10 protein-coding genes are annotated in these 12,423 nt (G+C 68.1%); 1 reads left to right on the forward strand and 9 read right to left on the reverse strand.

The window, feature by feature from the left end; genetic code table 11:
- Positions 1-60 precede the first annotated feature (60 nt).
- From F6B43_RS13445 to F6B43_RS13460, 4 genes are all read right to left on the reverse strand, one after another.
- Positions 61-2,169, reverse strand: coding sequence for an ABC transporter ATP-binding protein (locus F6B43_RS13445; protein WP_150449413.1), 2,109 nt, complete (start codon positions 2,167-2,169; stop codon positions 61-63).
- The gene (locus tag F6B43_RS13450; RefSeq protein WP_150449414.1) at positions 2,166-3,893 is read right to left on the reverse strand and encodes an ABC transporter ATP-binding protein; all 1,728 of its coding nucleotides are present in this window, start codon (positions 3,891-3,893) and stop codon (positions 2,166-2,168) included. Before F6B43_RS13450 ends, F6B43_RS13445 begins: the two co-directional genes overlap by 4 nt.
- Positions 3,894-4,195: 302 nt before the next feature.
- The gene (locus tag F6B43_RS13455) at positions 4,196-5,293 is read right to left on the reverse strand and encodes an AI-2E family transporter (protein ID WP_150449415.1); all 1,098 of its coding nucleotides are present in this window, start codon (positions 5,291-5,293) and stop codon (positions 4,196-4,198) included.
- A gap of 31 nt (positions 5,294-5,324) precedes the next feature.
- Complete coding sequence (locus F6B43_RS13460) at positions 5,325-6,125, reverse strand: ion channel (protein ID WP_150449416.1); 801 nt, start codon at positions 6,123-6,125, stop codon at positions 5,325-5,327.
- Positions 6,126-6,259: 134 nt separating this feature from the next.
- Between F6B43_RS13460 and F6B43_RS13465 the strand changes: the two genes are divergently transcribed.
- Positions 6,260-7,657, forward strand: a complete 1,398-nt coding sequence (locus F6B43_RS13465) for a DUF2252 domain-containing protein (RefSeq protein WP_150449417.1) — start codon at positions 6,260-6,262, stop codon at positions 7,655-7,657.
- A gap of 93 nt (positions 7,658-7,750) precedes the next feature.
- On the opposite strand, the gene F6B43_RS13470 is transcribed toward F6B43_RS13465, so the two are convergent.
- From F6B43_RS13470 to dnaK, 5 genes are all read right to left on the reverse strand, one after another.
- On the reverse strand, positions 7,751-8,167 hold the full coding sequence (locus F6B43_RS13470) for an MmcQ/YjbR family DNA-binding protein (protein WP_150449418.1): 417 nt from the start codon (positions 8,165-8,167) through the stop codon (positions 7,751-7,753).
- A 207-nt stretch (positions 8,168-8,374) separates the two neighbouring features.
- On the reverse strand, positions 8,375-8,845 hold the full coding sequence (locus F6B43_RS13475) for a heat shock protein transcriptional repressor HspR (protein ID WP_150449419.1): 471 nt from the start codon (positions 8,843-8,845) through the stop codon (positions 8,375-8,377).
- A gap of 5 nt (positions 8,846-8,850) precedes the next feature.
- Positions 8,851-9,843 (reverse strand): DnaJ C-terminal domain-containing protein, encoded by a 993-nt coding sequence (locus F6B43_RS13480; protein WP_150449420.1) that lies wholly within the window; start codon positions 9,841-9,843, stop codon positions 8,851-8,853.
- Positions 9,844-9,858: 15 nt separating this feature from the next.
- Positions 9,859-10,482 (reverse strand): nucleotide exchange factor GrpE, encoded by a 624-nt coding sequence (locus F6B43_RS13485; RefSeq protein WP_150449421.1) that lies wholly within the window; start codon positions 10,480-10,482, stop codon positions 9,859-9,861.
- A gap of 9 nt (positions 10,483-10,491) precedes the next feature.
- On the reverse strand, positions 10,492-12,360 hold the full coding sequence (dnaK, locus tag F6B43_RS13490; RefSeq protein ID WP_150449422.1) for a molecular chaperone DnaK: 1,869 nt from the start codon (positions 12,358-12,360) through the stop codon (positions 10,492-10,494).
- Between the last annotated feature and the right edge of the window lie 63 nt (positions 12,361-12,423).

The raw sequence follows: 12,423 nt of genomic DNA on the forward strand, positions 1-12,423 counted from the left end.
TGCCGGCATTCGGCGTTGCCCCTCACCCCGCGCACGGCGAGGTGAGGGGCGCCTCGAAGGCTAGGCCTGCGGGGTCGTCGACTCGTCGCCGCCGGGTTCGGGCGCCGAGCCCCCACCGCCGCCGGCCGAGACAGGGATGCTGCCGGTGAGCGACAGGTCGAGGAGGGCCGCCTCGGCGTCGAGGTCGTTGGCCGCCTGCTCGAACTGCGATTGGTAGAGCCGCCAGTAAGCCCCTCGCGCGGCGATGAGCTCGTCGTGCGAACCCTTCTCGACGATGTCGCCGTGCTCCATCACGAGGATCAGGTCGGCGTCGCGAATGGTCGAGAGCCGGTGCGCGATCACGAACGACGTTCGCCCCTCGCGCAGCTTGTTCATGGCCTGCTGCAGCAGCAGCTCGGTCCTGGTGTCGACCGACGAGGTGGCCTCATCGAGGATCAGCACCGAGGGTTGCGCGATGAACGCTCGGGCGATCGTGATGAGCTGCTTCTCGCCCGCGGAGACATTCGAGGCATCCTCATCGAGGACCGTGTCATAGCCGTCGGGCAGCGAATGCACGAACCTGTCGACACGCGTCGCCGTCGCGGCCCGAATGATGTCGTCGTCCGAAGCCGACTCGCGCCCGTACCGGATGTTGTCGCGGATCGTGCCGGCGAACAGCCACGGATCCTGCAGCACCATGCCGGTGCGCGACCGCACGTCATCGCGGGTGAGCGCCGCGATGTCCTGGCCGTCGAGCAGAATCCGCCCGCCGTCGAGTTCGTAGAACCGCATGATGAGGTTCACGAGCGTCGTCTTGCCCGCGCCGGTCGGGCCGACGATCGCCACCGTCTGACCGGGCTCGACGCGGAACGACAGATCGGTGATGAGCGGACGCTCGGGCGTGTACGAGAACCGCACGTGCTCGAACTCGATTACGCCGTCGCCGTTCACCGACTTCGGGGCGTCGGGCGCGTCGGGCTCCTGCTCGTCGGCATCCAGCAGCTCGAAGACCCGCTCGGCGGATGCGACGCCCGATTGCACGATCGCGGCCATGCCGCCCAGCTGCGACAGCGGCTGGGTGAACTGCTGCGAGTACTGGATGAAGGCCTGCACGTCGCCGAGCCGAAGCTGGCCGCCGGCGACCATCACCCCGCCGAGGACGGCGATCCCGACGTAGGTCAGGTTTCCGATGAAGGTCATGCCGGGCATGATGATGTTCGAGAGGAACTGGGCGCGGAAGCTCGCCTGGTAGAGCTCTTCGTTCTCGATCTCGAACTTCGCCCGCGAATCCTGCTGGCGACCGTAGACCTTGACGAGCGCGTGACCGGAGAACGACTCCTCGACCCGGGCGTTGAGCGTGCCCACCTTGCGCCACTGGATGCCGAACGCCTTCTGCGACTTGGGCCCGATGACTCCGAAGATCACGGCCATCAGGGGCAGCGAGACGAGTGCGACGAGGGCGAGCTGCCACGAGATCGAGAACATCATGATCATCACGCCGACCACGGTCAGCACCGAGGTCAGGGCCGAAGACAGCGACTGCTGCATCGTCTGCGTGATGTTGTCGATGTCGTTCGTCACCCGCGAGATGAGGTCGCCGCGCTGCACCTTGTCGAAGTACGACAGCGGAAGGCGATTGATCTTCACCTCGACGTCCTGGCGGAGGCGCCACATGGTGCGAACCATGATCACGTTGATGACGTAGCCCTGGATCCAGCTGAGGAACGACGAGACGACGTAGATCGCCAGGACGGCGACGATCACCGTGCGCAGGGCGGTGAAGTCCACACCGGCGCCGACGGTGAAGTTGCCCATCGCGCCGACGATGTTCGCGAAGTCGGTCTGGCCGGCCGCCTCAAGAGCGGAGACCACATCGGCCTGCGACGTGCCCGCCGGGAACTGCGCGCCGAGGCCCGCCGAGACGGCGCCCTCGAAGATGATGTTCGTCGCCTGGCCGAGGATCTTCGGAGCGATCACCGCGAGCACCACGCCGATCGCGCCGAGGATCGACACGATCGTGAATGACACGGCGTGCGGACGGAGCAGGCCGATCAGGCGACGGAAGCTCTTGCCGAAGTTCGACGCTTTGCCGGGCTTGACGCTGTCCCAGGTGCCGGAGCTCTGGCGGGCCTGCTCGGCGAGGTCGAGTTCGAGCTGTTCTTCCTCGGTGAGGGCGTCTGGGGTGCTCATGCCTGCACCGCCAGCTGCGAATCGACGATCTCTCGGTAGGTGGGACTGGACTCGATGAGCTCTTCGTGCGTGCCGATACCGGCCATCCGGCCGTTCTCGAGCACCACGATGCGATCGGCCTCGGTGATCGTCGAGACGCGCTGGGCGACGACGATCTTGGTCACGTGAGGCAGTTCGCGCCAGAGGGCCTGCCGGAGCCGGGCATCCGTGGTGAGGTCGAGAGCCGAGAACGAGTCGTCGAACACGAGGATGTCGGGCTGGTGGATGATCGCCCGTGCGATCGCGAGCCTCTGCCTCTGCCCACCCGACACATTCGTGCCGCCCTGCGCGATCCGCGCGTCGAGCTTTCCTTCCATCTGCTCGACGAAGTCCCGCCCCTGGGCGATCTCGAGCGCTGCCCACAGTTCGTCTTCGGTCGCGTCCTCGCGTCCGAAGCGGAGGTTGGAGGCCACCGTGCCCGAGAACAGGAACGGGCGCTGCGGAACGAGCCCGATGCCGTTCCAGAGCAGATCGAGATCCGCCTGGCGCACGTCGACGCCGCCGACGAGCACCGAGCCGCCCGTCACGTCGAACAGGCGAGGGATCAGAGACACGAGCGTGGTCTTGCCCGCGCCTGTCGAGCCGACCACCGCGACGGTCTCGCCGGGCGCCGCATCGAAGGAGATGCCCTGCAGAACGGGCTCTTCGGCACCGGGATAGGTGAACTCCACATCCTGGAACCGCACGGAGCCGCGTGCCGGAAAGTCCGTCACCGGATCTTCGGCGCGGACGAGCGTCGACTCGCTCGCGAGGACCTCGCTGATCCGCTCGGCCGACACCGCGGCGCGCGGGATCATGATGACCATGAAGCTCGCCATCAGCACGCCCATCAGGATCTGCGCGATGTACTGCATGAAGGCGAACAGAGTGCCGATCTGGATCGTGCCGTCGTTGACCTCGATGCCGCCGAACCAGATGACGCCGACGATCGTGACGTTCAGCACCAGCATCGCCATCGGGAAGAGCAGGACGAAAAGCGACCCGACCTTGCGCCCGACCACCATGATGTCGGTGTTGGCGACGCCGAACCGCTCTTCCTCGATGTCTTCGCGCACGAAGGCCCGCACGACGCGGACGCCGGTGAGCTGCTCGCGAAGGACGCGGTTGACGGCGTCGAGCTTCTTCTGGAACTGACGGAACAGCGGCACCATCCGGCTGACGATGAGGAGCACGAGCACCAGCAGGAGCGGAACGGCGACGGCGATGAGCCACGACAGACCGAGGTCTTGGCGAACCGCCATGATGATGCCGCCGATCGCGAGCAGCGGAGCGGTCACGAGCATCGTGGAGCCCATCATCGCGAGCATCTGCACCTGCTGCACGTCGTTCGTGTTGCGGGTGATGAGCGAGCCGGGCCCGAAGGCCGAGACCTCGCGCTCCGAGAAGGCGCTGACCTTCTCGAAGATGTCGCGCCGGATGTCGCGGCCCGCCGCCATCGATGCGCGAGCGGCGAAGTACGTGGCGATGATCGCGGCCACGATCTGCCCGAGCGAGATCGCGAGCATCAGCGCGCCGGTCGACCAGATGTACGCGACATCGCCCTTGGATACGCCCTGATCGATGATGTCGGCGTTCAACGTCGGCAGATAGAGCGTGGCGACCGCCGAGATGATCTGGAACACGAGCAGCGCGGCGAGGAGCCAACGGTACGGCTTGAGATAGCGGAAGAGGAGTTTTCCGAGCACGGGCGTCTCCGATGAGTTGTTTTGCGCGCAAGAGGGAGGATGCGAGGACACAGCACCCGGTCGCGCCTTTCAGGTTACGACCAACCGCCGACACGCTCCAACCATCGGCGTACGCCCTCAGCGAAGGCCGCTCGCGTATGAGCCTCCACGCCGTTGCGCACGCCTTTCGCGCCCGACCTCCCCCACATCGTGCTCGCGAACCGCCCCTTTACTGCCCAACCACCCCCTTTTCAGCGTCCACACAGGGGTGGCTCGGCAACACAGGGGTGGCTCGGCGACGAGCGCGCCGCGCGGGGCGCGGGTCAGGTGGGCGAAGAGGCCCGGGGTGCAGCATCCGCATCTCCGGAGAGCCAGCGCAGCCAGCGCGCTCCCGGATCGCCCTCCAGCACGAGCGCGCGCACGAGCAGAGTGAGCGGAATCGACAGGATCGCGCCGAGCGGACCGATGATGAACGTCCAGAAGATCACCGAGAAGAAGCTGAGCGTGAGGCTGAGGTTGACCGCATCGCTCACGAACTTCGGCTGGACGAGCACCTGCAGCGTGACGTTGACGACGCAGTAGATCGCGACGACGGCGAGCATGAGCGGCCAGCCGCCCACAACGAGCGCCAGCACCGCCGGGGGTATGAGCCCCAGCACGAAGCCGATGTTCGGCACGAAGTTGGTCACGAACGCCAGGATCGCCCAGACCGCCGGCGCCGGCACGCCGAGTGCCCACAGAGCCAGGCCGTCGATGATCGCCACGACCGCGCCGAACGACGCGTTGACGATGTAGTACCGGCGCACGCCGGTGTTGTACCTCTGGAACCGGGCGACCGTCGAGCGGATCCCCGCGCCGAACTGCGCCTCCGCTCGCGCGTAACGCGACCCGTCCGCCGCCATGAAGATGACGTACGCCAGGACGAAGAAGAACGCCGTCAGCACGTTCAGCACGGTGCCCCCGAGAGACGTGGCATAGCCCACGATCGCGCTCGGATCCAAGATCGCGGATGCTGCGCCCGTCGCCTGCTGGTCGAGCCCCGTCGACTCCAGCCATGCGACGAGGGCCTGTGCGGACGTGCGGAGCTCGTCGGCATAGCTGCCCACGAGCCGCACGAACTGCGTGCCCGCGAAGAACATCAGGCCCGCGAGGACCGCGAGGATCAGGTACGCGACCACGATGACCATCGTGGTCGCGAGCCAGCGGGGCCACCCGCGCCGCTCGAGCGGGTGCCGGATCGGGTGGCAGATGATGACGATCACGGCGGCGAGCGCGAGCGGCCCGACGAGCTCGCGGCCGACGGAGAGCCCTGCCAGGGCGATGACCGCCGCCGCCAGGCCGATCAGCACACGGAGAGTCGGCGAGAGGGCGGGCGGAATGGGGGCCGGCGCGACGACGGGTGGCGGAGGACGGCGTCTCATCGGCTCGGTCCGTTCGACGGGTGAAGAGGGCTCATGAGCCGGCCGGCGTCGGACCGGAGGGCGTCTGCTGCGCCGCGAGCCGTTCGGCCTCGACGCGGTGCTGCGCCTGCTCGAGAGCATCCGTCAGCGCCCGCACGTCGGCGCGCGTGGCGGGGATCGCGTCCTCGTGCCCTCGCGTTGCGCGTTCGACGACCCACGACGAGATCGTCGCCACGACGAGGCCGACCAGCACCACCCCTCCGGCCATGAGCACCACCGCCGCGACCCGGCCGGGCACCGTCACGGGTACATAGTCGCCGTATCCGACGGTCGTCACGGTGCAGAACGCCCACCACACGGCCGAGCCGAAGGTCGTGATCGTGGCACCCTCGGCGTGCCGCTCGAACTGCAGCTCCAGGAGCGAGACGTACCAGATGAGGATGAAGGCCGATCCGACACCGTAGATCAGGAGACGCGCGCGGATCGAGTTGCCGGCCGTCTTGGTGAACGAGGCCAGCCGTGTGGTCGCATCCAGCAGCCGGATCGGCCGAAGGGCGGGAAGGAGCGCGAGCAGGAGCTCGAACTTGTGGGTGCGCGCCCACAGGCGCCGTGGGTTCGACAGCGAAAGCCGCACGATGTAGTCGGCGACGAACATCACCCAGATCAAGCCGATCAACGACGTGGTGGCGATGCTCCATACGCCCTGGACATCGCCGATCACGTGCACCGTGTAGGTCACCAGGAAGACCGCCGCTGCGACGGTCAGCGGCCAGTACGTCAGGCGCTCCCAGCGCAGGCTCCGCGCCGTCTCACCGCGCTGGCCTGCGCGGTCGGTGGCGGTGAGGGTGGTCACGTCTGCACTCTAAAGGCGGATGCGCGGGCGCCCCCGCAGACCCGCTGGGCGCGGCCGGGGCGGGAGCTCACCCGCTCAGGATGATGTTGCCGCCTCGACCTTCGCCGCGCATGGGCCCGGGTGGACAATGAGCCATGACCGACATCGCACCTCGTCTTCTCGCCGACTCCTGGACTCCGCCTCCGACCCTCGCCGACCTGCTGGCTTCCGGGCGGGAAGTGCGCGCGACGGTTCCCCGCAGCACGCTGTCCTGGCATGTGGAGGCCGAACGCGACCCGATCGGCATCCTCGACAGGCAGAACGCCTCGCGACTGCCGCAGTACCTGCCGATGCGGGCCGAACGGATGTCGGCGAGCCCGTTCGCGTTCTACCGCGGCACGGCCGCGATCATGGCGGCCGATCTCGCGAACGACCCGCACACCGGCATCCTCGTCGCGTCCTGCGGAGATGCGCACGTGTCGAACTTCGGCTTCTACGCCTCGCCGCAGCGCACTCTCGTCTTCGACCTCAACGACTTCGACGAGGCGGCGTGGGCGCCGTGGGAGTGGGATCTCAAGCGGCTCGTCACGAGCATCGTGATCGCGGGGCAGTCGACGTCGCGTGACGACGCGGTCGTGCGGGATGCTGCGCTCAGCGCCGTGCGGACATACGCGAGGGCGATGGAGGCAGGGGTGCGGCTCAGCCCCCTCGCACGCTTCTACGAACACTTCGACGCGGACGCCCGGCTGGCCGGCATGGATCCGGAGAGCCGCCGCTCGATGAGCGCCGCGATGAAGGACGCCGAGAAGCGAACAGCGGAGCGTGCGATGCGCAAGCTCACGCGCGTCACGGGAACGGGGCGCATCGCCTTCGTGGAGGCCCCGCCCACGATGGTGCACACCGACGCCGAGATCGAATCGCAGCTGAGCGCGCTGCTCGACCGCTACGTCATGACCACGAGCGTCGACATCCGCCTGCTGCTGCGGCACTACACGGTCTCGGACATCGTCCGGCGAGTGGTCGGCGTCGGCAGCGTCGGCACGCGGTGCTTCCTGCTGCTGCTCCAGGACGGCGCGGGCAACGCGCTGCTCCTGCAGGCGAAGGAGGCGGTGCGCAGCGTGCTGGAGGAGTACGGGCACGTCGCCCAGCCTCAGGCCTTCATCGACCACGTCGCGCAGTTCGGCGAGGGCGGCCGCGTCGTCGCGCTGCAGCACATCCTGCAGGCGGTGTCGGATCCGTTCCTCGGGAGCCTCCGTGTCACAGAGAACGACACCGAGTTCTACGTGCGCCAGTTCCACGACATGAAGGGGAGCATCGAGATGGAGACGCTCGACGACATCCCCTTCGCCCGCTACGCGGACGTCTGCGCCACGACGCTGGCCCGCGCGCACGTGCAGTCCCAGACCGCGGCGCGGGTGGCCGGATACATCGGGAACGGCCGTGTCGTCGGCGAGTCGATCGTCGAGTGGGCCTACGCGTACGCCGACGTGTCACGCGCCGACTACGCCCTGTACCTGGAGGCCCGGGGAATCACCCCCCGCGAGACCGCATAGGCGCCACGAGAAGGGTGCAGAACACCCCGGTCTCGTCGCGCCTATCCGGTCTCGCGGACGGGCACGGGGGGCGGGGGGACGGGGGAGGGCGGGTCAGGGCGCGACAGGGGGATGCTCGGCGAGCCAGGCGTTCGCGGTGCGCTTCGGCGCCTGCACGAGCCAGGCGTCGGTCACGACCTCGGCGAGGTGGGCCGGCTCGATCGCGTCGAGCCGCACGAGCACGGCCGGGTATCCGTCGAAGTGCGGGATGGTGAAGAAGACGTCGGGGAATGACCCGATCAAGGCCTCTTTCACGTCGAGGCCGTCGGTGCGCACTCCGATGACGGGCCCGTCGGGCCACGAGCGATCGAGTGCGTCGAGCTGTCGCAGATCCGACGCCGACGGAGCCCGCTCCCATGCGAAGAGCTTGTCGTGCACACGCCAACCCGCCCCGCCGCGGTGACCGTCGACCTTCTCGATCGTGTCAGGCAGCGCGAGCGCCAGCGCACGGACATCCTCGACTGTCACCATGCCGACATCCTGCCCCGCTCGGCGCCGTCGCGCCACGCCGAGCACGCTCCCCACCGTCCGCGAGCCCGATCCGAGGGACGCTCGCTGCGTTCCCCTTCTCCCCCGCGAGACCGCATAGGCGCCACGAGAAGGGTGCAGAACACCCCGGTCTCGTCGCGCCCATCCGGTCTCGCGGACGGGGGATGCTCGGGGGATGCTCGGGAGCGCTCAGTCTTCGTCGAGGTCGTCGGGGGTGGGGCCGAGATCGAGCGGACGACGGGGCTGCCAGAGCATGACCTCGCGGGTCCGGCGCACGCGGGTGCCGTGGCGCAGCGAGATGACCGAACCGCTCGTCCCGGCCGCGAACACCCTGGCCCCGGGGCGGTTCTGCAGCTCGGCCTGCACGCGCGCCTCGAGGTCGCGCACGCGGAAGTGGAGCTCGCGCACGCGATCCTCGAGCTCGATGATGCGCGCGATGGCCGGAAGGCTCATGCCCTCGCTCGACATCCTCGCGACCTCGCGCAGCTGCTGCACGTGACGCAGCGAGTACCGCCGCGAGCCGCCCTGGGTGCGCGCGGGGACGACCAGGCCGATCCGGTCGTATTGCCGCAGCGTCTGCGGGTGCATACCCGCCAGTTCCGCGGCGGCCGCGATCGCGAGGATCGGCGAATCCTCGTCGAGCTGGTCGTCGTCGAACATGTCGGTCAGCCCCGCGCCTTGGCCATCAGGTCGGCGCGCGGGTTCTCTTTCGGCTCGAGCTCGTGGAACTTCTCCAGCGCGGCCCGGGCCTCGTCATCCAGGTGCGAAGGAACCGCCACCTGCACTTCGGCCAGCAGATCGCCGGTGCCCTTGGCCGTCTCGACACCACGGCCCTTGACGCGCAGCACGCGCCCAGAAGGGGTGCCGGGGGCGACCCTCAGCTTGACGGGGTCGCCGCCGAGGGTGGGAACCTCGATGGTCGCGCCGAGCGCCGCCTCGGTGAACGTGACCGGAACGGTCACCCGCAGATTCAGACCATCGCGAGTGAACACCGGATGCGGGCGCACGGTGATCTGCACGACGATGTCGCCGGTCTCGCCGCCATCGGGTGACGGGCGTCCGCGCCCGCGGAGGCGGATCTTCTGGCCGTCGGCCACCCCGGCGGGGATCTTCACCTTGAACGGCTTGCCGTCGTCGCCCTGGAGCGTGATGGTCTCGCCCTTGGTCGCGGTGATGAAGTCGATCGTGGTCCGCGCCGTGACGTCGGCGCCTCTCGTGGGGCCGCCGAAGCCGCGGAATCCCCCCGAGGTCTGACCGAACCGGCCCGACCCGAACCCACCGCCCTGCTGCTGGTTGAACATCGAGAAGATGTCGTCGAAGTCCTGCGGGTTCTGCGCGCGGCCCCCGCGACCCTGCCCGAACATGCTGAAGACGTCTTCGAAGCCGCCGGCGCTCTGACCGCCCGCCGTGAAGCGCGCGCCCGAGCCCATCGCGCGGATCTGGTCGTACTCCTTGCGCTGCTCGGCATCGGAGAGCACCGAGTAGGCCTCGCTGATCTCCTTGAACTTCGCCTCCGCGGCCGTATCACCCTGATTCGAATCGGGGTGGTACTTCCGGGCGAGCTTGCGATAGGTCTTCTTCAGGTCGGCATCGGTCACGCTCTTGTCCACACCGAGCACGGCATAGAAATCCTTGTCGAACCAGTCCTGGCTGGCCATGAATCTCCCTTCGGGCTATTCGGCGGGAACGGCGACGACGACCTTGGCGGGTCGAAGCTCGACCGATCCCAGACGGTAGCCCGTCTCGACGACCTCGAGGACCGTCGGCTCGGTGACGCCGGGGGTGGGCGCCTGGAAGATCGCCTCGTGATGCTGAGGATCGAAGACCTCGCCCGCAGCGCCGTACACGACCAGCCCCATGCGATCGGCGAGAGCGCGGAGCTTCTCGGCGATCGCGAAGAACGGCGTCCCTTCGGAGAGGTCGCCGTGCTTGGCGGCCCGATCCAGGTCGTCGAGCACGGGGATGAGGCCCTTGGCCGCCTCGCCCTTGGCGCGCTCGATCTCGCGCTCGCGCTGATCCTCGGTACGGCGACGGTAGTTCGCGTACTCCGCCTGCAGGCGCTTGAGATCGCCCAGCAGTGCTGACTCGAGGTCGGCGAGGACGGCGTCTTCGGCAGCGGCATCCGCGTTCTGAGACGCACCGAGGATGTCGTCGACCGTCAGCTCGTCGGCCGACCCGGCGGCCGGGCCGGCGGAGGAATCCGCCGGTCCGGCCGCGTCAGACCCGTCGACAGGATCGGGCCCCTCGTAGCCCCGGTCCTTGCCGGCACCGGGCTCTTCGTGGTCCTTCTTCGACATGGGAGCGTCCTACTTCTTCGTCTCGTCGTCGTCGTCCACGACCTCGGCGTCGATGACATCCTCTTCCGGGTTCGGCACATCGCCGTTGCCCGGGTCTGTCGCGGCAGGGTCGGGCGTCTCGCCCGCAGCCTGCGACGAGGCGTAGATGGCCTCGCCCAGCTTGCCCTGGCTCGCGGTCAGCTTGTCGAACGCGGACTTCACCGCGTCGTCGTCGTCGCCGGCGAGCGCCGACTTGAGCGCGTCGACGTCGCCCTGCACCTCGGACTTGACGTCCGCGGGGAGCTTGTCGTCGTTCTCCTTGATGAGCTTGTCGATCGAATACGACAGCGTCTCGGCCTGGTTGCGGGTCTCCGCGGAGTCGCGACGCTTCTTGTCTTCGGCGGCGTGCTCCTCGGCCTCGCGCACCATGCGCTCGATGTCGTCCTTCGCGAGCGACGAGCCGCCCGTGATCGTCATCGACTGCTCCTTGCCCGTGCCCTTGTCCTTGGCGGACACGTGCACGATGCCGTTCGCGTCGATGTCGAACGTGACCTCGACCTGCGGGATGCCGCGGGGCGCCGGCGCGATGCCGGTCAGCTCGAACGTGCCCAGCGGCTTGTTGTCGCGGGTGAAGTCGCGCTCGCCCTGGAAGACCTGGATCGCGACGGACGGCTGGTTGTCGTCGGCCGTCGTGAAGGTCTCGCTGCGCTTGGTCGGGATGGCGGTGTTGCGCTCGATGAGCTTGGTCATGATGCCGCCCTTGGTCTCGATGCCGAGGCTCAGAGGGGTGACGTCGATGAGCAGGACGTCCTTGCGCTCGCCCTTCAGCACGCCGGCCTGCAGAGCAGCGCCCACGGCGACGACCTCATCGGGGTTGACGCCCTTGTTCGCCTCCTTGCCGGCCTCTTTCTTGACGAGCTCGGCGACGGCGGGCATACGGGTCGATCCACCGACCAGGACGACGTGGTCGATGTCGCCGACCTTGATGCCGGCCTCGCGGATGACGTCCTCGAAGGGCTTCTTGGTGCGGTCGAGCAGGTCCTTCGTGAGGTCTTCGAACTTGGCGCGCGTGATCGTCTCGGACAGCGACACCGGGCCGCTGTCGGTCAGCGACAGGTACGGCAGGTTGACGCTCGTCGACATCGAGGAGCTGAGCTCCTTCTTCGCCTGCTCGGCAGCCTCCTTGAGGCGCTGGAGCGCGATCTTGTCGCCCGAGACGTCGACGCCGGTCGTGTCCTTGAACTGCTTGATGAAGTAGTCGACGAGGCGCTGGTCCCAGTCGTCGCCGCCGAGGCGGTTGTCACCGGCGGTGGCGCGCACCTGGATGGTCGAGAAGTCGTCGTCCTTGCCCACTTCGAGCAGCGACACGTCGAACGTTCCGCCACCGAGGTCGAAGACGAGGATGAGCTCGTCCTCCTTGCCCTTGTCGAGGCCGTACGCGAGCGCGGCGGCGGTGGGCTCGTTGATGATGCGCAGGACGTTCAGGCCCGCGATCTCGCCAGCCTCTTTCGTGGCCTGACGCTCGGCGTCGTTGAAGTACGCGGGAACGGTGATGACGGCATCCGTCACGCTGTCACCCAGGTACTCTTCGGCGTCGCGCTTGAGCTTGCCGAGGATGCGGGCCGAGATCTCCTGCGGCGTCCACTTCTTGCCGTCGACCTCGAAGGTCCAGTTGGTGCCCATGTGGCGCTTGACCGACGAGATCGTGCGGTCGACGTTGGTGACGGCCTGGCGCTTGGCGGTCTCGCCGACGAGCACCTCGCCGTCTTTCGTGAAGGCGACCACCGACGGGGTGGTGCGGAAACCTTCGGCGTTGGCGATGACCTTGGGCTCGCCGCCCTCCAGCACGCTCACGACCGAGTTGGTCGTACCGAGGTCGATTCCCACTGCACGGGGCATTGTGTCTCCTTGATCGTTCTGGGACTGCAGCGGATGCCGCGGCCCCGGGTTGTTCGTCTGTGA

Origin of the sequence: Microbacterium rhizomatis, assembly GCF_008710745.1 — a bacterium.
GTDB classification, from domain to species: domain Bacteria; phylum Actinomycetota; class Actinomycetes; order Actinomycetales; family Microbacteriaceae; genus Microbacterium; species Microbacterium rhizomatis.

What these genes read in the sequence shown, in the direction of transcription:
- F6B43_RS13445 (WP_150449413.1), bottom strand. Translation starts at nt 2,169, where the DNA reads ATGAGCACCCCAGACGCCCTCACCGAGGAAGAACAGCTCGAACTCGAC.
- F6B43_RS13455 (WP_150449415.1), bottom strand. Translation starts at nt 5,293, where the DNA reads ATGAGACGCCGTCCTCCGCCACCCGTCGTCGCGCCGGCCCCCATTCCG.
- F6B43_RS13465 (WP_150449417.1), top strand. Translation starts at nt 6,260, where the DNA reads ATGACCGACATCGCACCTCGTCTTCTCGCCGACTCCTGGACTCCGCCT.
- F6B43_RS13470 (WP_150449418.1), bottom strand. Translation starts at nt 8,167, where the DNA reads ATGGTGACAGTCGAGGATGTCCGTGCGCTGGCGCTCGCGCTGCCTGAC.
- F6B43_RS13475 (WP_150449419.1), bottom strand. Translation starts at nt 8,845, where the DNA reads ATGTTCGACGACGACCAGCTCGACGAGGATTCGCCGATCCTCGCGATC.
- F6B43_RS13480 (WP_150449420.1), bottom strand. Translation starts at nt 9,843, where the DNA reads ATGGCCAGCCAGGACTGGTTCGACAAGGATTTCTATGCCGTGCTCGGT.
- F6B43_RS13485 (WP_150449421.1), bottom strand. Translation starts at nt 10,482, where the DNA reads ATGTCGAAGAAGGACCACGAAGAGCCCGGTGCCGGCAAGGACCGGGGC.
- dnaK (WP_150449422.1), bottom strand. Translation starts at nt 12,360, where the DNA reads ATGCCCCGTGCAGTGGGAATCGACCTCGGTACGACCAACTCGGTCGTG.